At 60.3% G+C, this 21,304-nt stretch carries 19 protein-coding genes; 11 read left to right on the top strand and 8 right to left on the bottom strand.

Annotated features, from left to right (window positions below):
* Window positions 1-80: 80 nt before the first annotated feature.
* Together ACS4RS_RS25230 and ACS4RS_RS25235 are read right to left on the bottom strand one after the other, a co-directional pair.
* The gene (locus tag ACS4RS_RS25230; RefSeq protein WP_439012804.1) at window positions 81-2,618 is read right to left on the bottom strand and encodes a sulfatase-like hydrolase/transferase; all 2,538 of its coding nucleotides are present in this window, start codon (window positions 2,616-2,618) and stop codon (window positions 81-83) included.
* A gap of 51 nt (window positions 2,619-2,669) precedes the next feature.
* Window positions 2,670-3,335 carry a hypothetical protein gene (locus ACS4RS_RS25235; RefSeq protein WP_439012805.1) on the bottom strand — a complete coding sequence of 222 codons (666 nt, stop codon included), beginning with the start codon at window positions 3,333-3,335 and terminating at the stop codon, window positions 2,670-2,672.
* Between the two features lie 556 nt (window positions 3,336-3,891).
* On the opposite strand from ACS4RS_RS25235, the gene ACS4RS_RS25240 reads away from it, so the two are divergent.
* The 3 genes from ACS4RS_RS25240 to ACS4RS_RS25250 all read left to right on the top strand — a co-directional run bounded on the left by ACS4RS_RS25240 (window position 3,892) and on the right by ACS4RS_RS25250 (window position 8,478).
* Window positions 3,892-5,127, top strand: a complete 1,236-nt coding sequence (locus tag ACS4RS_RS25240; protein ID WP_439013261.1) for an alpha/beta fold hydrolase — start codon at window positions 3,892-3,894, stop codon at window positions 5,125-5,127.
* 667 nt (window positions 5,128-5,794) lie between these two features.
* Window positions 5,795-6,361, top strand: a complete 567-nt coding sequence (locus ACS4RS_RS25245) for a sugar transferase (protein WP_439012806.1) — start codon at window positions 5,795-5,797, stop codon at window positions 6,359-6,361.
* Window positions 6,362-6,483: 122 nt separating this feature from the next.
* Complete coding sequence (locus ACS4RS_RS25250) at window positions 6,484-8,478, top strand: polysaccharide biosynthesis protein (RefSeq protein WP_439012807.1); 1,995 nt, start codon at window positions 6,484-6,486, stop codon at window positions 8,476-8,478.
* 111 nt (window positions 8,479-8,589) lie between these two features.
* Here the strand turns inward: ACS4RS_RS25250 and ACS4RS_RS25255 are convergent, their stop codons facing one another.
* From ACS4RS_RS25255 to ACS4RS_RS25265, 3 genes are all read right to left on the bottom strand, one after another.
* Complete coding sequence (locus ACS4RS_RS25255) at window positions 8,590-9,864, bottom strand: O-antigen ligase family protein (RefSeq protein ID WP_439012808.1); 1,275 nt, start codon at window positions 9,862-9,864, stop codon at window positions 8,590-8,592.
* Between the two features lie 352 nt (window positions 9,865-10,216).
* Window positions 10,217-10,468, bottom strand: a complete 252-nt coding sequence (locus tag ACS4RS_RS25260; protein WP_439012809.1) for a hypothetical protein — start codon at window positions 10,466-10,468, stop codon at window positions 10,217-10,219.
* Between the two features lie 36 nt (window positions 10,469-10,504).
* On the bottom strand, window positions 10,505-10,906 hold the full coding sequence (locus ACS4RS_RS25265) for a DUF2934 domain-containing protein (protein WP_439012810.1): 402 nt from the start codon (window positions 10,904-10,906) through the stop codon (window positions 10,505-10,507).
* 163 nt (window positions 10,907-11,069) lie between these two features.
* Between ACS4RS_RS25265 and ACS4RS_RS25270 the strand changes: the two genes are divergently transcribed.
* Both ACS4RS_RS25270 and uxuA read left to right on the top strand, forming a co-directional pair.
* Window positions 11,070-11,786 carry an FCD domain-containing protein gene (locus ACS4RS_RS25270; protein ID WP_439012811.1) on the top strand — a complete coding sequence of 239 codons (717 nt, stop codon included), beginning with the start codon at window positions 11,070-11,072 and terminating at the stop codon, window positions 11,784-11,786.
* Between the two features lie 44 nt (window positions 11,787-11,830).
* Window positions 11,831-13,018, top strand: coding sequence for a mannonate dehydratase (uxuA, locus tag ACS4RS_RS25275; protein ID WP_439012812.1), 1,188 nt, complete (start codon window positions 11,831-11,833; stop codon window positions 13,016-13,018).
* A gap of 66 nt (window positions 13,019-13,084) precedes the next feature.
* On the opposite strand, the gene ACS4RS_RS25280 is transcribed toward uxuA, so the two are convergent.
* On the bottom strand, window positions 13,085-13,732 hold the full coding sequence (locus ACS4RS_RS25280) for a TetR/AcrR family transcriptional regulator (RefSeq protein WP_439012813.1): 648 nt from the start codon (window positions 13,730-13,732) through the stop codon (window positions 13,085-13,087).
* A gap of 136 nt (window positions 13,733-13,868) precedes the next feature.
* On the opposite strand from ACS4RS_RS25280, the gene ACS4RS_RS25285 reads away from it, so the two are divergent.
* Both ACS4RS_RS25285 and ACS4RS_RS25290 read left to right on the top strand, forming a co-directional pair.
* Window positions 13,869-15,053 (top strand): efflux RND transporter periplasmic adaptor subunit, encoded by a 1,185-nt coding sequence (locus ACS4RS_RS25285; protein WP_439012814.1) that lies wholly within the window; start codon window positions 13,869-13,871, stop codon window positions 15,051-15,053.
* Window positions 15,054-15,077: 24 nt separating this feature from the next.
* Window positions 15,078-16,661, top strand: coding sequence for a DHA2 family efflux MFS transporter permease subunit (locus tag ACS4RS_RS25290; protein ID WP_439012815.1), 1,584 nt, complete (start codon window positions 15,078-15,080; stop codon window positions 16,659-16,661).
* A gap of 78 nt (window positions 16,662-16,739) precedes the next feature.
* Here ACS4RS_RS25290 and ACS4RS_RS25295 read toward each other — a convergent pair whose 3' ends face one another.
* Together ACS4RS_RS25295 and ACS4RS_RS25300 are read right to left on the bottom strand one after the other, a co-directional pair.
* Window positions 16,740-17,609 carry an aldose 1-epimerase family protein gene (locus tag ACS4RS_RS25295; protein ID WP_439012816.1) on the bottom strand — a complete coding sequence of 290 codons (870 nt, stop codon included), beginning with the start codon at window positions 17,607-17,609 and terminating at the stop codon, window positions 16,740-16,742.
* A gap of 92 nt (window positions 17,610-17,701) precedes the next feature.
* Window positions 17,702-18,034 carry a DUF6665 family protein gene (locus ACS4RS_RS25300; protein ID WP_439012817.1) on the bottom strand — a complete coding sequence of 111 codons (333 nt, stop codon included), beginning with the start codon at window positions 18,032-18,034 and terminating at the stop codon, window positions 17,702-17,704.
* 201 nt (window positions 18,035-18,235) lie between these two features.
* Here ACS4RS_RS25300 and ACS4RS_RS25305 point away from each other — a divergent pair, with 201 nt between their 5' ends.
* From ACS4RS_RS25305 to ACS4RS_RS25320, 4 genes are all read left to right on the top strand, one after another.
* On the top strand, window positions 18,236-19,858 hold the full coding sequence (locus ACS4RS_RS25305; RefSeq protein ID WP_439012818.1) for an ATP-binding cassette domain-containing protein: 1,623 nt from the start codon (window positions 18,236-18,238) through the stop codon (window positions 19,856-19,858).
* 105 nt (window positions 19,859-19,963) lie between these two features.
* The gene (locus ACS4RS_RS25310; RefSeq protein ID WP_439012819.1) at window positions 19,964-20,350 is read left to right on the top strand and encodes a VOC family protein; all 387 of its coding nucleotides are present in this window, start codon (window positions 19,964-19,966) and stop codon (window positions 20,348-20,350) included.
* 69 nt (window positions 20,351-20,419) lie between these two features.
* Window positions 20,420-21,010 carry a hypothetical protein gene (locus ACS4RS_RS25315; RefSeq protein WP_037074471.1) on the top strand — a complete coding sequence of 197 codons (591 nt, stop codon included), beginning with the start codon at window positions 20,420-20,422 and terminating at the stop codon, window positions 21,008-21,010.
* A 101-nt stretch (window positions 21,011-21,111) separates the two neighbouring features.
* Window positions 21,112-21,276 carry a DUF1328 domain-containing protein gene (locus ACS4RS_RS25320; protein WP_003571841.1) on the top strand — a complete coding sequence of 55 codons (165 nt, stop codon included), beginning with the start codon at window positions 21,112-21,114 and terminating at the stop codon, window positions 21,274-21,276.
* Window positions 21,277-21,304: the final 28 nt, after the last annotated feature.

The following is a 21,304-nucleotide window of genomic DNA, read 5'->3' on the forward strand; positions in this document are numbered from 1 at the left end:
GCCGAAGCTTGCGGGTTAGGCATCTGCTTTGTCATTGCAACGCGGCCCGCTGTGTAGCGGGCCGCCCTATGCCGTCCGAGCTACTCGCTCGCCTTCTTCACTTGTATGGCCGCGCGGAGCTTCTCCTCGTCCGCGGGTGTCAGCTGTGGCCGCTCGATCTTCAGCGTGATCTGGTCGATCTTACCGGTGAAGGCGAAGGGTACTTGGTAGTCGGCGTCGTCGACCGGCGTCCCTGTGTCCGAGCCCACATCAAGGTTCTCGTCGAACTGCAGGATCGTGGGTATCGTATGTTCCATCCGCTTCTCCGCGACGACTTCACCGTCCACTTTCAGCGTGCCAGTGCCCCCTTGGCCGATCCCTGAGAGGTTGTTGAAGGCCAGTGTGCCGGCGCCGAGGCCATCGTATTTGAAATCGAACTGCAGCTGGTGCTTACCTGGCGAAAGCGCCTGCGTGCCTTCCCACCGCTCCCGCTGCAAACCCAGAAGGTTCCACAGGAAGACTGGCTCGCCGTGCTTCAGGTAAAAGCCGTACCCAGCAAAGCGGCCGCCCTGGGTGATGAGCATCCCTTCGCCACCGCCATTGGGCACTTCGACGGCTGCGTTAAATGTATATGAGGTGTTAAGCACGTTCGGTGCGTCGCCGTTCGGTGTCCCGGTCAGCGGACCGTTCCACACGAAATCGGTGCGGCCGGCGGTAATACTTGGCCGAGGGGTGACAATGCGTGCGGCCACCGTCGCGTCGAGCGGCAGCACCTGGTACTTTGCGGCCTCCTGCCAGAACAGGTCCTGGAGTTCTTTCAATTTGTCAGGGTGCGCTGCCGCCACATCGCGCGCCTGGGTCCAGTCATTCGACAGATCGTAGAGCTCCCATTCCGAGTTTGCGGGATCCTGGTTGACCGGCCCAAGCACGTCCCAGGGTGGGCGGGTGACCTTCGTTACCGCCATCCAGCCTTCGTGATAGAGCGCATATTCGCCAAACATCTCAAAGTACTGGGTGCGGTGATGCGACGGCTCGTCGGCGCGTTCCTTGTCGAATGTGTAGACGAGGCTCGTACCCTCCATCGGGCTCTGGGCGACACCATCGACAACAGTCGGCTCACGGATGCCGATGGCCTCCAGTATCGTCGGCGCAATATCGTTGACGTGCGCGAACTGGTTGCGGATCCCACCCGTGTCAGAGATTACTTTGGGCCAGGAGACGACCGTTCCCTGCTTGGTTCCGCCAAAGTAGCCGGCGATCTGCTTGGTCCACTTGAACGGCGTGTCGAAAGCCCAGCTCCACCCGATCGACATATGCGGGTAGGTCTTATCGGTGCCCCAGATTTCATAGAAGTTCTTGAGCTGGTCAGCGACCGGCACCTGGACTCCATTGAACACCGCGATCTCGTTCGGCGTGCCGTCTGGCCCGCCTTCGGCACTCGTGCCGTTGTCGCCGGTGACGAAGATGATCAGCGTATTGTCGTATTCACCGGAGTCCTTCACCGCCTGGATCACCCGCCCGATCTCATGGTCAGCGTAAGCGAGGTAGGCGGCATAGACGTCAGCCTGACGGATGAACATCTTCTTCTCGTCCGTCGAGAGGTCATCCCACTTCTTAATCAGGTCGGCAGGCCAGGGAGTGAGTTCTGCATTCTGGGGAATGACCCCGAGGCGCTTCTGGTTGGCGAAGATCGTCTCACGCAGCTTGTTCCACCCGTCATCGAAGAGATGCATGGAGCTGATCTTGTCCACCCACTCCTCGGTGGGATGATGCGGTGCGTGCACCGCACCGGGCGCATAGTAGATGAAGTACGGCTGGTCGGGCGCCAGCGTGTTGACACGGTTGATCCATTCGATCGCATCGTCAGACATTGCAGTGACGAGGTTGTATTCGGGATGGCCGACATAGGGGTAGATCGGCGTAGTGTTGCGGAAGAGCGGCCCCGGCTGCCACTGGCTTGTGTCGCCGCCGTTGAAGCCGTAGAAATAGTCGAAGCCCATGCCAGTCGGCCACTGGTTGAAGGGGCCGGCCTGGCTCACCTGGAAGGCCGGGGTGTTGTGGTTCTTGCCCCACATGCCAGTGGTGTAGCCGTTGTCGGTGAGGATGCGGGCGATGGTCGCCTTGTCCTTGGGTATCAGGCTGTTGTAGCCGGGATAGCCCGTCGCTTGCTCGGCGACGACCCCGAAACCCACCGAGTGATGGTTTCGACCGGTCAGCAGTGCTGCGCGCGTCGGCGAGCAGAGCGCGGTCGAGTGGAGATTGGTATAGCGCAGGCCGCCGGCGGCGAGTGCGTCAAGTGTCGGGGTTGGGATCACCCCACCGAAGGCCGAGTTGGTGCCATAGCCGGCGTCGTCGAGCAGGATCAGCAGGACGTTCGGTGCGCCTTTCGGCGGGCTGATCTGGGCTGGCCAGAAGGGCGTCGACTGGGCGGCGTTGCGCTCAATCCTGCCGCCGAACTGGTCTGGCGGCGCCGGTATCTGCAGGCCCTGGATCACACGCCGGGCGTCGGGCGCGCCTGGGGTTCCGATGGTCTCCTGCGCCTTCGAGATTGCGCCGAAAGACAGGAGCGTCGCGACGGACACGACGATCCCAAGCGTGATTTTTTGTGCAGCTCTTTGTGCAGCTCTATGCAGGTCCATTACCGTTCCTTCCATGTAACGGAGAATGTGCGCAAGGCCAGCCGCTCTGTCTCAGTAGCAGGGCGGATAGGGGTAGTAGCCGCAGGCCGGCGGCGGATATGATGGACGGTAATAGGGGGCAGCAGCTCCGTAAGCAGCCCCTGCAGCCGCACCCGCGTACCACGCGCCGCGCCAAGCTGTGCGCCGGGCAGCGCCTGCGAACGACGCCGGCGTGCGCGGCAGCCCGATGATGTCGATGAACATAGATGCTGGGCCGTCGGCATTCTCGATGTTACTTTCGAGGACTTCGACGGTAAAAGTGAGGGTATCGCCGGCGAGTTTTGGATCCTTGAGGACTACGACTGCATCCTCCACGGTCGACGCCTCCTTGTCGAAAACGGAAACGGTTGCGTTCGGTGGATCCTTCTCAAAACTGCCGCCGGGCGCCCACTCTTCCAAAAGATGTTTGGTCATCCCGTGACCAGCCGAGCGGACAGGGCGGTCGGCGAACATGATCGAATTTGGCGAAATGCCGTTGAGCGTCAGTGTCGTTCCGTTCAGCTTTGCGCCATCGGAATTCATGACGATCAGAGAGGGAACAATCTCCTGTTTCGCCGTGCCGATCGATTTCTGGGCGGGCGCCTTGATTGCATCTTCGGCTGCCGCCGCACCTGCCGCGCCGAGTAACCCGGCGACGGCAACAGCCAGCGCAAATCGCGATAAACCTCCGATATCCATCTTGTCCTCCCTTGGGTACCATTGATTGAGGCAATTATCGCGACAATCGCCGCGATTTAGAAAGCCTGGCCAAGCGTCATACGCAATTGCTGACAGAGGCGGGAAAAGTTGGCCCGCGCACTGGCACTATCTCTTCGTTCACGGGGGAATGGAGCCTGCCGTCACCCCAAGGACGGACGATGGCAATCCCACAATCGCCAAGCACTCCCTTATTAGCGCGTATATTAGCTCTTTGCTTTGATCTGGCGCAAATAGGTATAATTAGGTAGCGATTAGCTACCGCCATCACTTCACTTGCGCCTATATCTGATACAACTTTCGGAATAAACTTGATCCGGCAGATCGAGGTGATCGAGCCGCCGGAGGGTTCGCTGGACCGTGGGGCAGAATATACTAGAAGTTACGGCGCTCAGCGCCTTCGAGAGTTAAAGTATCCCTTGCCGGTTTGTTGGTTTAGAATGCAGTGAGTTTCAACCGAGGGCGATCCGTGGGCAGCATTGGGGGTGAGACGGCGTCGGCTTTAAGGAGCTGGTTTTATTGGTTTGTGGTATCTGCGGTGGTTGTCCTGCTTCCCGGATGTGGCGGCCATCCGAAGGATGTGCTTACGCCGGTAGCCGACACGTCTCCGCAGTCAGCGAAAGTGGATATGCTGATCGCCACGACCCGAACCCGCTCGACAGTGCCTGGCGAAATGTTCAATGGGGAACGGGCCCGGGCCCCAGCCTTCGCCGACATGACGATATCGATTCCACCGAGCAAAGTTCGCAAGGAGGGACAAGTCGTTTGGCCGAAACGGCTGCCTTCCAATCCGGCCACAGACTTCGCCACCATAAGGGCCGACGATCTCAACGTTGGCGAAGCCAGAAAATGGCTGAGCGCCAGCGTCAGGAAGACCCCGGACGGTAGCGTGCTCGTCTTCGTTCACGGCTTCAATAATCGGTTCGAGGATGCGGTTTACCGCTTCGCCCAGATTGTTCATGACTCCGGGGTCCATAGCGCACCCGTCCTGGTGACATGGCCCTCTCGCGGCAGCCTGCTCGCCTACGGCTATGACCGCGAAAGTACGAACTACACACGCAATGCATTGGAGACGCTGTTCCAATATCTGGCAAAAGATTCTCAGGTGAAGGAAGTATCGATCTTGGCTCACTCAATGGGGAACTGGTTGGCGCTTGAATCCCTGCGCCAAATGGCGATCCGCAACGGGCGTTTGCCAGAGAAGTTTAAGAACGTCATGCTTGCAGCACCCGACGTCGACGTTGATGTCTTCGGCCAGCAGATTGCCGACATGGGTAAACAGCACCCGCAATTCACACTGTTCGTCTCGCGTGACGACAAAGCGCTTGCGGTATCGCGCCGCGTCTGGGGCGACGTCGCAAGGCTTGGCGCCATCGACCCCGAGCAGCCTCCCTATAAAAAGGAACTAGAAGACAACAAGATTATGGTCATCGATCTCACCAAGATCAAATCCGGTGACAGCATGAACCACGGCAAGTTCGCTGAATCGCCGCAGATCGTCCAGCTGATTGGCCGGCGCATCTCTGAGGGGCAGACATTGACGGATAGCAGGGTCGGACTTGGCGACCAAATCCTTGTTGCAACGACGGGGGCTGCGGCGGCAGCCGGAAACGTCGCCGGCTTGGTACTCGCCGCGCCCGTCGCTGTGGTCGATCAGGACACGCGCGACAATTACGCCGCCCATGTGGAAAGCCTGGCGGGTACGCGGCCCGCTCAGTCGATCGCAACAAAGAAATGCGATCTAACTCGACCGACGCCGAACTGCAGACGCTGATCTCGTGACAGAGGTCCGGGAGATGCGCTGGTGGCTTGCAGGCAAATGCCGGCTCCACAGCCGAGATACGGCGCCTGGTCGAAGAAATCCGACTTCTTTGCAGCGCGATACTATGAGCGAGAATCGCGATCAACGCTCCACGGCCAACGTTGCGGAACGGGTTCGGCTTGATTGAAAGCCCCAATGCGGCTGGGCAGGACGGACATCGATCACGCAACCCGCATCGATGCTCAGGGCACGAAACCCGACCGCCAGGCGCCATCGGCGTCGGAAATAGGGCTGCGTGTCCACGGCAAGACGTCGGTACTGCAGCCAGCTTGTGCTGCGCTGGCGACCATTGATGCGCAGCGGCAGGAGAAGCGGTGGCTGAATGCGACAGCGACATCGTCGAGAGACCTGGCAGCGCAACGCCGGCTTGCATGTGGAGCAGTTCGCGACATCAAAAAGGGGATGGCGCGAGCCCAGCCGATGATGGGGTCGGCGTAGTGGCTGACAACGGCTCCGGATCTCGTGATTGAGCGTTCGGAAACTGCGAAATGCGCTGATCAAAGGCGGTCTAACAGGGAATACGATATAGCGCAGTTGACGCGAAACGCTTATTGACGGTACGGCAAGGCGATAGCGCAGACAGCGATAAGCGCTGGCGAGCAAGGATGAGCTGCGAAACATGGGTTTGAAACGGGCGGTGGATTTTTCCCTGGCTTTGATTGCTTCGATGATCCTGTTCGTTCCGATCCTTATCGTCGCTCTTTGTGTTCGGCTTACCTCGCCGGGACCGATCCTCTATTGGTCGAAACGTGTCGGCCGTTTCAATCGGATCTTCCTGATGCCGAAATTCCGCAGCATGCGCGTCGACACCCCAACGGTCGCTACGCACCTGCTTGAAAATCCGGATCGGTTTTTGACACCCATCGGCTCGTTTCTGCGCAAATCGAGCCTCGACGAACTGCCGCAACTCTGGTGCATTCTGGGAGGCAAGATGAGTTTCGTCGGCCCACGGCCGGCGCTTTACAATCAGGATGATTTGATCGAGCTGCGGACGGCCCACGGTGTCGACAAGCTTCTGCCCGGATTGACCGGGTGGGCGCAGATCAACGGCCGCGACGAGTTGCCTATTCCGGAGAAGGTGAAATTCGACGTCGAATATCTTGAGCGGCGTTCATTCGGCTTCGACATGCGCATCCTGTTTTTGACCGCAGGCAAGGTGATCCGCCGGAAGGGAATTCGGCATTAGGCTACCTACTTCTGATAGATAACCGGTGCGGAAGACCTTGGTTTCCGATTATTTCAGTTGCGCTCGTTGCAGAAAGCGACAAGAAGGTTGTTGTCTGTTGATCTGCGAGACGCTGGTGAGCGATGCCTGAAAATTCTCCCTCTGAGACACCGCGCTCACGATGGTTGTTAGTGCCGATGCAAGCGCTCGTCGCCCCGCTGCTGGCAATGCCGCGGGTTGCCAAACGCGCTTTGGCTTTGCTGGTGGATTCCAGCTTTTGTGTTCTGACGATCTGGCTGGCCTATTGCTTCCGCCTGAATGAATGGACGGTGCTGACCGGCGTGCAGTGGTTGCCGGTTTTCGTTTCGCTGTGCATGGCGCTTCCCATCTTCATCGTCATGGGCATGTATCGGGCGATCTTCCGTTATGCCAATCTGGCCGCTTTCATTACCGTCTTAAAGGCGATTGCGATCTACGGCCTCGCTTTCATGACGATATTTACGGCTCTCAGCGTGCCTGGTGTCCCGAGAACCGTCGGCATTCTCCAGCCTTTTCTGCTGCTGATCGGGATCGGGCTGTCGAGGCTGGGTATCCGCTATTGGCTCGGGGATGCCTACCAGCGGATCCTTCACAAGAATATGCTCGCGAAGGTGCTGATCTATGGAGCGGGCAAGGCCGGGCGGCAACTGGCAGCTGCCCTGACGAACAGTGCCGAGCTCAACGTCGTCGGCTATCTGGATGATGATCCGCGCCTCAAGGGTGGCGTCATGGGTGGCTTGCGGATCTATGACCCCTCGGATCTTCCGGCGCTTGCCGAAACCCTTGGTGTGCATAATGTGCTTCTTGCCCTCCCATCTGCCTCCCGGCAGCGTCGCAACGAAATCCTCGAGCATATCCGCAAAGCCCGGGTGAATGTTCGCACATTGCCGGATCTCACGGCGCTTGCTCAGGGACGTGTCGCCGTCTCCGACATTCGCGAGTTGGAGATCGAAGATCTCTTGGGAAGAGAAGCGGTCGCGCCGCGGCAGGAATTGCTCGACAAGGCGATGCGCAACAAGGTGGTGATGGTCACGGGCGCCGGCGGCTCGATTGGCGGCGAGTTATGCCGCCAGATCCTGCGCAACGCGCCTTCCAGCCTGATCCTCCTCGATCAGAACGAGTTTGCGCTTTATGATATCCATGCCGAATTGCGGAAGCTCGCAGAACTCTACGAGCATCAAAATCTGCAGATCGTTCCGATCCTCTGTTCCGTCCGCGATCAGGACCGCATGGAGCATATCATCCAGAACTGGCGACCGCAGACGCTCTATCATGCCGCCGCCTACAAGCATGTGCCGCTCGTCGAACATAATGCCGTGGAAGGCATCAAGAACAACGTCATGGGCACGCTTGTCGCGGCGCGCGCGGCGCATAAATACGGCGTCTCGAATTTCGTGCTGATCAGTACGGACAAGGCCGTGCGTCCGACAAATGTGATGGGCGCCAGCAAGAGGCTGGCGGAGATGGTTCTTCAGGCGCTCGCAGCAGAATCGGCAACCGATAGGATACGAACGAATTTTTCCATGGTCCGCTTCGGAAACGTTCTCGGCTCCTCCGGATCCGTCGTGCCGCTTTTCAGGCGGCAAATCAAGGAAGGCGGACCTGTTACGCTGACACATCCTGAGATAACCCGCTATTTCATGACCATTTCGGAAGCCTCACAACTCGTCATTCAAGCGGGCGCGATGGGCGAGGGCGGTGATGTTTTCCTGCTCGATATGGGAGAACCCGTTCGCATCGCCGACCTTGCCCGCAAGATGGTGGAGCTGTCCGGGCTGACCGTCCGCGACGAGAACAGTCCCGAAGGGGATATCGAGCTATCCGTGACCGGTCTCAGGCCCGGCGAGAAGCTTTATGAAGAACTGCTGATCGGGAATAACCCGGAAACAACCGAACATCCCCGGATCATGAAGGCGCGTGAGGATTTCCTGTTCTGGCCGGAGCTTTTGAAAAGGCTCAACTCGCTCAACGCGGCATTGGATCGAAACGATATGGCTGCTGCACGTGCGACATTGTCTGAGCTTGTTTCGGGCTATTCGTCGACGGGTGAGGTCTCGGATCTGGCTTTTACCGGTGCCGAAACCAATACGGCCGCCTGAGCGATCGCAGACGTCAAAGGGTGTCTGCGTCAAACTTGGTTCATGCAACGCGCTTCAGCTTTTATGCGTGTCCTCATCTTGGAACCGCTGCACTCTTCCGGGCGCCAAGCATCAGTTTCGGACGACGGGCACAAAGCCCGTGCTGCCGCGATCCGCGCAAATAAGAGCGACGAGATAGGCGAAGATCGGATCCAGGGCCTTCTGATTGAACATAATGCCGAAGCTGCCGGTTATGACGTAGCTGCTGACCAGTAGCAAAGCGAGCGCAATGGCCAGATCCCGGCCCGGCCCGGCTTCCTTTCTCCAGGCGCCGATCACGGGCGTCGCCAGCATCAGCGAAAGCGCTGCAATGCCGAAAATGCCGGCGTCGATCCCCGCGGTCAGAAAACCGTTGTGAACATGCGAATAGGTCAGCTGCGGCCTAATGCTTTCGGGCAGCTCCGCCAATACCGAAGCCATCCGGTTTTGCGGACCATAACCCGTCAACGGATCCTTGCTGATCGCCGATACCGCCCCTTTGTAAAGAGCAAACCGCGCACTGAGAGACGTGACCTCGCCGTCGCTGCGTTCGAGCGATGCCATATTTTCCTGCAAGGCCTCGATGCGATGAAGGATTTGGCCGCTGCCGAGGGCGATAAGTCCGGCAAACAGCAAAGAGCCGGTGATGGCGAGGCTGCGCAAGCTCAGATGGAAACTGTGTTTGCGAAAATACCAGAGAAAAATGACGATATGGACGGGAATGACCAGCCAGGCCGACCGCGTTCCCGAAAGCAGGACGCAGCCCAGACCGGCGGCATATCCCAATATCGCAATTCGTTGCTCGACGCTTCTGGGTGATTGAACGTTGAGAAGCGCGATGCCCCCGAAAAGAACCCCTATGACGCCCAGCAGCGCGGCGTTCGATGTCCCGGCCTCTGCCCTCTCCATCAGGAACATGATCTGCAGCAGGCTGAAAAGAAAGGCAACGATCATGCCGATACCTGCGCTGAGGATAAACAGCGGCACGAGGCGGCCATCAGGAGACTGGCGCATCCGTGGCAATATCAGCCAGACCGAAAAGAACGGCAGCAGTCGGAATATCCAGTCCAGTTCTTCGGAGTAGGGCGGATTGACGAATATGCTCGCGATCATCACCAGCGGATAGATCGACATGCCGATGGCGACCAGCCGGTCGGATTTCGACAGGTTCAAGGCCAGGCTGCCCGTCGCCAGACAGTAGAGGCCCCACACCATCGATCCGAGAAGGATGAACGAGTTAAAGTTCGGCGAAAGTCCGGGAAGGATTGCAAACAGAAAGACCGCGATGCGGTTGTTCCGATCGAGTGTGCTTCCCGCCCCATTTTCGGGATGGAGCACTTCTATCTTCAGTTGTCTGAGGTATTTCACTTGCCGATCCTGACCATGCCGATGCCGTCTCGCTAAGGATCGTGATCACGCCTGTCAAGCGGGGGGATCGGGTGCAATCTATGGCTTTAAGGCTCGTGGTATTCCAGCAACAGGATCTATGGGCCGAGGTGGTTCTGTCAAATGTCGGGATCCGACATGTCGCCAGCTTCAGCAGTAAACACGTTTGAGGTGCAGGTTGGCCGGAGGTTTGCCGGCATATATTTTCGTATAGGATCGCTGCGCGCGACGTCACGCCCGAGGATGTAGGGCGGGCGTGATGCATTGACGGAGGTGACGCGATGATCGCGGTCGTCCGGTCGGCTTGGACCTCGCGGGCGCTAAGGTGTCACCATTATCGCCAATATCGGCGTGTCATATTATCGGTCGATGATCGACCGAGGAGATAGCCGAGGCCGAATGCCAGAATGCCGGTGCCGAGCAGCAAGGCGCTTGCGGTTTGCGGGTGATCCCTTGCGCCGGAGACGACGGCGTAGGCCTCCCGCTTCACGCCATCGGCGGCCGACTTCGCGGCCCTGGTCAATCCCTCTGGCTGCTCGGCGGGTGTGCCGGTGAATCCGGCGTTCAAGTTCAGTTTGTCGGCCATGTCGGGTCCTTTCCTGAAATGAGATGGCGGAGAAGTTCAACGCTGCTCCCGCGTGCCGGGGGAGGCTTCGCGTTGGTCGGCATCTTCGAGATCGGTCTTGACGAGAAAGGCATCGGTATGTTCGCGCGAGGCCTCTCGCAGTGCCGCCAGATTGGGAGGATAGTCGATTTCGTCCCGTGCATCGAGTTCACGCTCGGCCAGGGTCCAATGGTGCCGGTGCTGGCCTTCCGGCCTGCCTTCCTTCTCCCAGAGGGAATATGCCCTTTTCCGGATTTCCTCCTCGCGGGTGGCTGCCGCTGCTCGCCCACTCTGCCCGTCGATTTCATTTGCGGGTTGCCGAGCCTTCTTCCGTCCGCGTGTGTCCGCGGCAGATGGGAATTCCGGCCGGGCGCCGTCTGCCTTGGTTTGGTTTGTCTTGCGTGGTGATGGATTTTTCATGAGCGTCTCCTTGCGGATTTCAACCCACTCGGCCGATCTAAGTTCCAAAAAGTGCGTCTTGACGCATCTATCCTTATTGCCTCCATTGCCTCCGGAACAGGTTGGCAGGGCAGGACAACTGGTATACTAGTATGCCAAGGAGCTTCACAGTCCTGGTATTATTATGTCGCAGGCGTCAGAAACCGAAGTTTTGGTCGTCCCGTCGCAAGGAGTCGCCAGACTGCGCCGGGTTACAACGGCCGGCGCCATTTATGAGCGCCTGCATGCCAATATCGTCTCCCTTCGGATGCCTCCGGGCATGTCGCTGCAGGAAAAGCGCATCGCCGAGGATTTCGGCGTCAGCCGCACACCGGTCCGCGAGGCGCTTCTGAGGCTTTCCGAAAGCGGGCTGGTCGATATCTATCCGCAGTCGGGTACTGTCGTGTCGCGGGTCCCGGTCTCGGCGATCCCTGAAGCGGTCGTCGTGCGCAAGGCGCTCGAAGGCACGACCGTCGAGACTGCTGCTCTGACCGCCACCGCTGCCGATATTGACCGTCTCGACGCCATCATCGCCCGGCAGCGGTCGCATGCCGGGACCGGCAACGCCTCGAGCTTCCATGAAGAGGACGAGGCCTTTCACGAAGCGATCGCGCAGATATCAGGTTATCCCGGCATCTGGGTGATCCTGAAAACGGTCAAGGTGCAGATCGACCGGGCGCGGCGGCTGACGCTGCCGGTGCTCGGGCGGATGGACAATGTGGTGCACGAACATCGGATCATCCGCGATGCGCTCGCTGCCCATGATGCTGCGGCCGCACGTGAAGCGATGCTACATCACCTGAGTGCTGTCATTCCCGATGTCGACGAACTGCGCTCGCGGTACCCCGATTATTTCTGCTGACGGCAGATCCAGACACGAAACGAAAAGGCAAGGAAGGAAGAAGGATGCGGCAAGGTTGGAGATGGTTTGGGCCGGAAGCGCCGGTGACGCTGGATGATGTCCGCCAGACGGGTGCGACAAATATCGTCTCTTCGCTGCACCAGGTGCCGATCGGCAGGGCATGGACGGAAACGGAAGTGCGCGAGCGCCAGTCTCTGATCGAGACGACGCCTGGGGACCGTTCGCCGCTGGTCTGGTCGGTGGTCGAGAGCATCCCGATCCCCGATGCCGTCAAGCGCAAGGGCGGGGAGGCGAAGGCCGAAATCGAGGCGTGGATCGCCAGCCTCGAAGCGGTCGCCGCCTGTGGAATTCCGATCGTCTGCTATAATTTCATGCCGGTGGTGGACTGGACCCGAACCGAGCTTGACTTCATGACACCGACGGGCGCCACTGCCATGCGCTTCGATCATGAGCGCTTCGCAGCCTTCGACCTCTTCGTCCTGGAACGGCCGGATGCGGAAAAGCAATATTCCGCGGAAGACCGCGAACGGGCCCGTGTCGTCTTCGAGGCGATGTCGGAACAGGAGATGGCCGAGATCACCCGTATCATCACCTCGGCTTTGCCTGGTTCGACCACCGAGCCTTTGACCATTCCAGCGTTCCGCGAAAAGCTGGTCGCCTATAGCGGCATCGACGCCGCGAGGCTGCGCCGGCATCTGATCGAATTCCTGGAGGCGGTGACGCCGGCTGCCGAGGCGCGCGGCGTCAAGCTGACGCTGCATCCCGATGATCCGCCGCGTTCGCTGTTCGGCCTTCCCCGCATCGCCTCGACAGGCGACGATTATGCCGCTCTCTTCGATGCCGTGCCATCGTCAGCAAACGGCATGTGTTACTGCACCGGCAGTCTGGGCGTGCGCGCCGAGAACGACCTGCCGGCAATTGCCCGACGCTTCGCCTCGCGCATCCACTTTGCCCACCTGCGTGCCACGACCCGCGAGGGCGACGGCCGGACCTTCCATGAAAGCGCGCATCTCGAAGGCGATGTCGACATGGTGGCGGTGCTCAAGGAACTGGTTGCAGAAGATAAGCGCCGCAGTGCCGAGGACACCATCGTCTTCCGCTCGGACCATGGCCACCGCATGCTCGATGATCTCGACAAGACTGTCACCCCCGGTTACCCGGCGATCGGCCGCATGCGAGGCCTCGCCGAACTGCGCGGCATTCTTCATGCGCTGGGCGCTCCGCCGAACTGAGGGCGCCCGGTTTGCAGCGCCGCGCCTTTAGCGGAAATCGTCGCGCTCTGATGCCCAAGCGGTGCCTCAGAGCGCGCAACCCTCCAAGAACAGATCCGTGCACATCCTCGCCCTTGCGGCGATCTCTTCAATCCCAGGCGGCTGTTGCTGACGCAGCATCGCGGCGCGCTGCGGCTCGAAAATCATCATGCCGCGCAGCATGCCGCAGGCGGCATGCGGATCCTCAAGGGTTATCAGCCCGCGGTCGATCTGCTTGCGAAGCCAGCTCTCCATCAGCGTGTTGGTTCTGACGATGGCTTTCTCATAGAAGCTGGTGGCGATTTCGGGAAAACGGTCCGACTCGCTGATGACGAGCCTAGTCACGGTGATTGTATCCAGCGAGAGCGCCAGCATGCCGTAGGCCGTCAGCATGCGCTCCAATCCTTTCCTCAGATCCGCCACCGCGAGTGTGCCGGGGTCGAGCGCGGTGACGAAACGTCCCGTGCGCTCCGTGATCATGTCGGAAAAGAGATCGGCCTTCGTCGGGAACAGGCGGTAGAGCGTCTTGGTCGAAACCCCTGCTTCCTGTGCGATTGCAGCGATGCTTGCGGCGGCATAGCCGCTCTCATGGAACTGCCGGTTGGCCGCTTCGATGATCACGCTTCTCGTATCGTCGTCGCAACGGACTTGCGGTCTGCCTCGCGGTCGCTTCTCGATTTCGTGATTTTGGACCATGATAATTTTCCAAATTCTCGTTGACATCCATTTTCTAATACATATTTTGGAAAACAGCAAGTTTCCAAAAGTACATTCCACCTGAATTCAAAGGCCGCGGCCGGTAGCGACAGCGACCGCTCCCAGGAGAGAGACAATGTCCATCAAAACGCTGCAGGCCTTGAACAATAACGCACCTGTCCCGGCGACCACGGCGGAAGCCGCACCCGCAAGCCTTGATGCCGGCGGCACACCGCACATCGTCGAACCTGCCGTCGTATCAGAGCCGTCCGCCCGCAGGCGCGCCGGCCGCGGATTGCTGCTCGGCGCAACCGCCATTGTCCTGATCGCCGCCACAGCTTACTACGGCCATAACTACTGGACCGTCGGCCGCTTCGAGGTCTCGACCGACGACGCCTATGTGAAGGCAGACAATAGCACCGTCGCACCGAAGGTGTCGGGCTATATCGCTGATGTGCTGGTCAGCGATAACCAGGTGGTCAAGGCCGGCCAGCCGCTTGCCCGTATCGACGATAGCGATTTCCGCGCTGCCCTCGACCAGGCCAAGGCCGATGTCGCCGCGGCCGAAGCGACCGTCAACGCCAAGCAGGCTTCGCTCGATATACAGCAGTCGACGATTGCCGCTGCCCGCGCCACGGTAGACGTCGACAAGGCCAATGAGACCTTTGCCGAACAAAACAACAAGCGTTATGCCAACCTCGCGACCAGCGGCTATGCGCCTGTGCAGACGGCGCAGCAGGCGGCTTCCGCTATCGCCGCGGCCCAGGCGACCATCATTCGCGACAGCGCCGCTCTCGATGCCGCCGTCAAGCAGGTCGATCTCCTGAATGCCGAACTCGCCCAGGCAAAGGCGGCCCTTGCGCGCAACCAGGCCGTCCAGCATCAGGCTGAGCTGAACCTCTCCTACGCAACCATTGCCGCGCCTGTCGACGGCAGCGTCGGCAACCGAACACTGCGTGTTGGCCAGTATGTCCAGGCCGGCACCCAGCTGATGTCGGTCGTGCCGACGAGTGCTGTCTATGTGATCGCCAACTACAAGGAGACGCAGCTCACCGATGTTCGGCCCGGTCAGCCGGTCGATATCGAGGTCGATACCTTCCCGGGCCGTACCTATCGCGGCCATGTCGACAGTGTTGCACCGGCAAGCGGCCAAGAATTCGCCCTGCTGCCTCCTGACAATGCGACCGGCAATTTCACCAAGGTCGTGCAGCGCATCCCCGTCAAGATCGTCCTTGATGGGCAAGCTGCCAACTCCGACCTGCGTCCCGGCATGTCAGTCCAACCGAGCATCGACACCAAGGCCGATGCTAGCCGCAAATAAGCGCAAGGATCAGGAGATCGTGTCATGTCCAGCATTGCAGCCACCGCTGGGGCCATTCCGCAACCGCGCGCCAGCACCAAAGAATGGATCGCCGTCCTCGCCGGCATGATCGGCGCTTTCATGGCAATCCTCAACATCCAGATCACCAATGCCTCCCTCCTCGATATCGAGGGCGGCATCGGAACAGGCGTCGACAACGGCGCCTGGATCTCCACCTCCTACCTGATCGGCGAGATCGTCGTCATTCCGCTGACGGCCTATTTCAGCAGCGTGTTTTCGTTCCGCCGCTATATCCTCGTCAACTCGATCCTGTTTCCACTGTTTTCGATCGCCTGCGCCTTCGCCCATGATCTCGGCACGATGATCGTGCTGCGCGGCCTGCAGGGTTTTGCCGGCGGCGTGCTGATCCCGATGGCCTTCACCATGGTGCTGACCAAGCTGCCGAAACCACAGCAGCCGCTCGGCCTGGCGATCTTCGCGCTCTCGGTCACCTTCGCACCGGCAATCGGCCCGACCATCGGCGGCTATCTCACGGAAAACTATGGCTGGCAGACGATTTTCTTCATCAACGCCATCCCGAGCGCCGTCATGGCGGTGGCTCTTGCGCTGACGCTCGACAAGCAGCCGATGCAGCTGCGCCTGCTGAGGGAAGGCGACTGGGCGGGAATCTTCACCATGGCGATTGGACTCTCGGCGCTGCAGACGGTTCTCGAAGAAGGCAACAAGGAGGACTGGTTCTCCTCGCCCTTCATCGTCAAGCTCAGTATTCTAGCCTTCGTCTTCCTTGCCGCCTTCATCTGGATCGAGCTGACCGTCAAGAAACCGCTGGTCAAGCTCAGCCTGCTGACGCAGCGCAATTTCGGCATCGGCGTTGCCGTCAACGTGCTGGTCGGCGTCGCCCTCTTCGGCACTGTCTATATCCTGCCGCAATATCTCGGCCAGGTGCAGCGCTACAATGCCGAGCAGATCGGCATGGTGCTGGCCTGGACCGGTCTGCCGCAACTGCTGCTGATCCCGCTGGTTCCGATGATGATGAAGCGCTTCGATGCGCGCTACATCGGCTTTCTCGGTATCTCGATCTTCGCAATCAGCTGCTTCATGAACGTCACGCTTTCGGCCGATACTGCCGGCGACCAGTTCTGGATCCCGAACATCGTCCGCGCCATCGGCCAGGCGCTGGTGCTGACGCCGATCACCGCCATCACCACCGCCGGTATTGCAGCCACGGATGCTGCCGCCGCCTCGGGCCTGACCAACATGCTGCGCAATCTCGGTGGCGCCGTCGGTACGGCAACGCTCGGCACGGTGCTGACCAAGCGCGAGCAGTTCCACTCCAACATCATCGGCCAGTCGGTAACGCTTGGCCGCGATGAGGTCCGCGACCGGCTTGCGCAAACGACCGCCTATTTCATGCAGCACGGCATTTCCGACCCCGCTCTCGCCGGGCAGAAGGCCGTTGTCGCTCTCGGTCAGATCGTCAGGCGCCAGGCCCTCATTCTGGGCTTTGCCGATACGTTCGCCGTCATCGGCGTGGTTCTTGCCATCGCTGCCGTCGCCCTGCTGCTTACCCAGAAGCCGCGGGCTGGCGCGGGCGCCGGCGCGCACTGACAACGGCCTCCGGCGACGGCTGCAACAACTGCGCCGGAGAAAAGCCCGCGTCGCGCGCTCTGTCGGGTGCGCGGCCTTCTATTGTAAAATCTCGACGCTAAAGGCGAAGCGAGCGATCGCGCCCGGTGCCAGGATCGTCGTCGATGGCCGCTTCGAAAGCTCGCCCGAGCTTCCAGCTTCCGCCGCCGTTCCATGCCAGGGCTCGATGCAGAGGAAGGGCGCGCCAGCTTTGGTCCACAGGGCAAGATTGGGCAGATTTTCGAACCGGAACCGCATGGTCGGCCCGCCTTCGGCGCCATAACTCAAGCCTTCGCCCGCCCCTTGCGGAAAGATCATCGCATCCTCATCGAACATTGCGTGATCGAGTACCAGCCGGCCGTCCTTGAACGGCGAGGGCAGCGGCGCAGGATTGATAAGGCCGCCCTGCAGCCGCACAAGCGGCGGCTCGCTCTTGTTGTCGAGCGTGACGACATGGGCGTGCCCGGCAGCACCCGGCAGCGGCCAGACAAAGGCCGAATGAAATCCGAGGCCGAACGGCATCGCCTTTTGGTCGCGATTGGTGACTTCGGCCGTCACCGTCAAGGCGCGTCCCTCGATCGCATGCGTCACAGCCAGCTGAAAATCGAATGGATAGACCGCTTGGGTGGCCGCGGAGGCGGCCAGTTCGTATCGACACATCATCGCGGTGGATTCCGCGAGTGCAAATTCGCTGCGGCGGGCAAAACCATGCTGAGCCATCGGATAGATCGTGCCGTCGATTGCTATCTTGTCGTCCGGCGCTTTGCCGACGATCGGGAAAAGGATCGGCGACCGTCCGGTCCAGAAGGCTGCGTCGCCCGTCCATAGCCATGAGCGCCCGTCGCTGGTGGTGAGCGCCTGCATCTCGGCCCCGAGGGAGGAGACGTCCACAGTGAGATGCTGGTTTCCAATCCGGATCGAGCTTGGCATCGCAATTCCCTTTCGCCTGGTTCGGCGCCAAGCCATATCTTTCTGCGCTGTCGATTTCCACCCAAAATGGAAGGGAGCGCCCTCCGTCGTCGCTACGTCTTCCGTACCGCGCCCAATCTCGCGATGACCTCGTTCGGAATGCCGTATCGCTGAATGGCGTCGCGGTTGTTTCTGAGCCCGCAGATCTCACGCTGGATGAAGAACGCCCAGACGGCGTCGGACGCTGCACTGAGAAGTGTCTCGCGTTCCTCGGCACTCTGGCGGTCGGCAGTCCAAGCCTTCAGTGCGGCAAGGGCTGCCTCCACCTTCAGTCCGTGACGCCCGAGCGCATCGGCGCGTTCCGACATCAGCTCGTATTCGAGGACGTTGAAGCCGTTTGCATTTTGCTGCGACTGTCTGAAGGATTGCGGTGGACGGACGCTCATTGGCACAGCTTCTCCTTGGCGCGTGCCACGATACTATCCAATCCTGTTCCAAATTAAAGAAGCGAGCAATGTCGTGCGAAACCGCCAGCACTTTTCGCGCATCAGGCTCTGCAGGTCGAGAGGGGCGGGAACGGGTCTATCCTGGCATTTCCATGCGTGGCATAAGGGCGCCGAAATCTTTCCCCGGGTCCCACGCACATCATGATTCGTATCGAGAATATCAGCAAGCAACTCAGTCACCGGATCCTCTTCATCGAGGCGTCTGCAGCGCTCAACAGAGGCGAGAAGATCGGGCTCGTCGGCCCGAACGGCGCCGGCAAGACGACGATCTTCCGGATGATCAACGGTGAGGAGCAGCCCGATGAGGGCCAGGTCTCCTGCGAAAAGGGCGTCACCATCGGCTACTTCAACCAGGACGTCGGCGAGATGGCGGGTCACAGTGCCGTCGCCGAGGTGATGAACGGCGCCGGCCCGGTCAGCCTCGTTGCCGGCGAATTGCGCGAGCTCGAGGCAGCCATGGCCGATCCCGAGCAGGCAGACGACATGGACAAGATCATCGAGCGTTATGGCGAGGTGCAGGCGCGCTACGAGGAGCTGGACGGTTATGCGCTCGAAGGACGCGCCCGCGAAGTGCTCGCCGGCCTGAGCTTCAGCCAGGAGATGATGGACGGCGATGTCGGGGCGCTGTCGGGCGGTTGGAAGATGCGCGTGGCGCTCGCCCGCATCCTGCTCATGCGTCCGGATGTGATGCTGCTCGACGAGCCGAGCAACCATCTGGATCTCGAAAGCCTGATCTGGCTGGAGGAGTTCCTGAAAGGATACGAAGGCGCGCTGCTGATGACCTCGCACGATCGCGAGTTCATGAACCGCATCATCACCAAGATCATCGAGATCGACGGCGGCACATTGACGACCTATTCGGGCGATTACGAATTCTACGAGCAGCAGCGTGCACAGAACGAGAAGCAGCAGCAGGCCCAGTTCGAGCGCCAGCAGGCGATGCTTGCCAAGGAAATCAAGTTCATCGAGCGGTTCAAGGCGCGGGCTTCACATGCCTCGCAGGTGCAGAGCCGCGTCAAGAAGCTGGAAAAGATCGACCGGGTGGAGCCGCCCAGGCGCCGTCAGGTCGTTTCCTTCGAGTTTCAGCCGGCGCCGCGATCCGGCGAGGACGTGGTCAGCCTCAAGAATGTTTACAAGAAATACGGCAGCCGAAGCATCTATGAAGGGCTTGATTTCATGGTGCGGCGGCGCGAACGCTGGTGCATCATGGGCATCAACGGCGCCGGCAAGTCGACACTGCTGAAGCTGGTGACGGGTACCGCCGAGCCTGATGAAGGCAGCGTCGCTCTCGGCGCCAGCGTCAAGATGGGCTATTTCGCCCAGCACGCCATGGATATTCTCGACGGCGAGCACACCGTCTTCCAAGCGTTGGAAGACCGGTTTCCGCAAGCGGGGCAGGGGCCATTGCGGGCGCTTGCCGGATGTTTCGGTTTTTCCGGCGACGATGTCGAGAAGCGGTGCCGAGTGCTGTCGGGCGGCGAGAAGGCGCGGCTGGTCATGGCGATAATGCTGTTCGACCCGCCGAACCTGCTGGTGCTCGACGAGCCGACGAACCATCTCGACCTCGACACCAAGGAGATGCTGATCAAGGCGCTATCGCAATATGAGGGCACCATGCTGTTCGTCTCGCATGACCGGCATTTCCTCGCCGCACTCTCCAACCGGGTGCTGGAGCTGACACCTGAGGGCATCCATCAATATGGCGGCGGCTACACGGAATATGTGGCGCGCACCGGTCACGAGGCGCCGGGGCTCAGGAGCTGACGATTATTTTGTGCGGCATGTCGAAACCGTCGGCGTCGAAGCGACCAGCAAAGAGCCGGCCCGTGATATCGGTCAGACGGTCGGAGCAACGGAGGAGAACTGCCCATGCTACTGGATAGGATCGAGGTCATCACCCTGTTCGTCGACGAGATCGACGCGGCGAGGGCATTTTACCAAAAGGTCTTTGCCGCCGATGTCGTCTACCAGGACGCCGTCTGCTCGGTGCTGAAATTTTCGGAAACGATGGTCAATCTGCTCCAGGTCACCGAAGCGCCGCAACTGGTCGAGCCCTCGCTGGTGGCGGCATCCGGGTCGGGCAGTCGCGTCCTGCTGACGATCAAGGTCGATGATGTCGATGCAGTCTGCACGGAGCTGCGCAAGCTTGGCGTGACGCTGCTCAACGGTCCGATCGATCGTCCCTGGGGCCGCCGCACGGCCGCATTTGCCGATCCGTCCGGCCATGTCTGGGAGGTTGCGCAGGAACTGCGCTAAACGTTTCATCAAAGGCCTTGGCAGGCCGCTTCCTTCACGCGAAGGACGGTTTCGGCGGTTGTTGCCACGATGATGACCAAATTCCGTGGTGTTCGGAGCCCTCTTCATGCAATCGGGGACGGGCGCATCGGCATGGACTGGATCAATCGCTATATCGATCAGCCGTTACTGCACGGCGCGGCGGGCTTGCTGCGGAGCTGGCATCTTCGCACACGGCAACCGCCGGAGCTGCTGGAGCCGACATGGAATCTCGTCGTGCTCGCCTTTCTGCTGATCGCCAGCGGACAGGTCCTGGCCGGCAAACCGTTCGCGCTCGGTGTGGCCGCGCTGATCATGCTGGCGCTGCCGTCAGCACGAAAACTGCTTTCGGCGGTAAAGGCGAGCGGAGGCGGCTACGGCGCCCGGGAATACAAGTCGCTGAGAGCACGCGCCATCGCCAAACGCGAGGCGGAGTGGTCGGTGCGGATCATCGTCCTGTTTTCCTCCGCCTGCCTTCCCTTCATCGCCCGCATCGACGATCCGGCGGGAGCTTGTTTCATGCTGGGGGCAAGCATCTGGTTCGTCCTGACCGGGCCGCTCAAGGCCTATCTCGATGCGGCCGAGCCTCCCGAGCCGAATGAAGGCGACCGGATGTTCAATGGCGCCTTCCATTTCGGCTAAGCCAGGCCGGTGCGACGTTGCATACGCCGGCCGTGAGAGGGACAGGGAACCAAATGGGGGCGGCCTCCGTTATCTCCGCAGCAACGTAAAAGGAGATTGCGATGCTTTATTACGCTCTGGTGTTTCTCGTTGTGGCCTTGATTGCCGGCGTCCTCGGATTTGGCGGTATAGCAGGGGCTTCAGCTTCTATTGCCCAGGTTCTGTTCTTTATTTTCCTGGTGCTGTTCGTCGTATCTCTCGTCATGCGCTTTATGCGAAGAGTATAAAGTGGATCGAACAAGTATAAAAACCCGG

It is taken from the genome of Rhizobium sp. F40D2, assembly GCF_051810745.2.
In the GTDB taxonomy this organism is placed as follows: Bacteria; Pseudomonadota; Alphaproteobacteria; order Rhizobiales; family Rhizobiaceae; genus Rhizobium.

Bases quoted from the DNA above. Each gene is read 5' to 3' on its own strand.
- ACS4RS_RS25270 (WP_439012811.1), top strand. From the start codon at position 11,070: ATGTCGCAGGCGTCAGAAACCGAAGTTTTGGTCGTCCCGTCGCAAGGA.
- ACS4RS_RS25260 (WP_439012809.1), bottom strand. From the start codon at position 10,468: ATGGCCGACAAACTGAACTTGAACGCCGGATTCACCGGCACACCCGCC.
- ACS4RS_RS25320 (WP_003571841.1), top strand. From the start codon at position 21,112: ATGCTTTATTACGCTCTGGTGTTTCTCGTTGTGGCCTTGATTGCCGGC.
- ACS4RS_RS25285 (WP_439012814.1), top strand. From the start codon at position 13,869: ATGTCCATCAAAACGCTGCAGGCCTTGAACAATAACGCACCTGTCCCG.
- ACS4RS_RS25230 (WP_439012804.1), bottom strand. From the start codon at position 2,618: ATGGACCTGCATAGAGCTGCACAAAGAGCTGCACAAAAAATCACGCTT.
- ACS4RS_RS25280 (WP_439012813.1), bottom strand. From the start codon at position 13,732: ATGGTCCAAAATCACGAAATCGAGAAGCGACCGCGAGGCAGACCGCAA.
- ACS4RS_RS25245 (WP_439012806.1), top strand. From the start codon at position 5,795: ATGGGTTTGAAACGGGCGGTGGATTTTTCCCTGGCTTTGATTGCTTCG.
- ACS4RS_RS25300 (WP_439012817.1), bottom strand. From the start codon at position 18,034: ATGAGCGTCCGTCCACCGCAATCCTTCAGACAGTCGCAGCAAAATGCA.
- ACS4RS_RS25295 (WP_439012816.1), bottom strand. From the start codon at position 17,609: ATGCCAAGCTCGATCCGGATTGGAAACCAGCATCTCACTGTGGACGTC.
- ACS4RS_RS25310 (WP_439012819.1), top strand. From the start codon at position 19,964: ATGCTACTGGATAGGATCGAGGTCATCACCCTGTTCGTCGACGAGATC.
- ACS4RS_RS25265 (WP_439012810.1), bottom strand. From the start codon at position 10,906: ATGAAAAATCCATCACCACGCAAGACAAACCAAACCAAGGCAGACGGC.
- ACS4RS_RS25250 (WP_439012807.1), top strand. From the start codon at position 6,484: ATGCCTGAAAATTCTCCCTCTGAGACACCGCGCTCACGATGGTTGTTA.
- ACS4RS_RS25305 (WP_439012818.1), top strand. From the start codon at position 18,236: ATGATTCGTATCGAGAATATCAGCAAGCAACTCAGTCACCGGATCCTC.
- uxuA (WP_439012812.1), top strand. From the start codon at position 11,831: ATGCGGCAAGGTTGGAGATGGTTTGGGCCGGAAGCGCCGGTGACGCTG.
- ACS4RS_RS25290 (WP_439012815.1), top strand. From the start codon at position 15,078: ATGTCCAGCATTGCAGCCACCGCTGGGGCCATTCCGCAACCGCGCGCC.
- ACS4RS_RS25235 (WP_439012805.1), bottom strand. From the start codon at position 3,335: ATGGATATCGGAGGTTTATCGCGATTTGCGCTGGCTGTTGCCGTCGCC.
- ACS4RS_RS25315 (WP_037074471.1), top strand. From the start codon at position 20,420: ATGATGACCAAATTCCGTGGTGTTCGGAGCCCTCTTCATGCAATCGGG.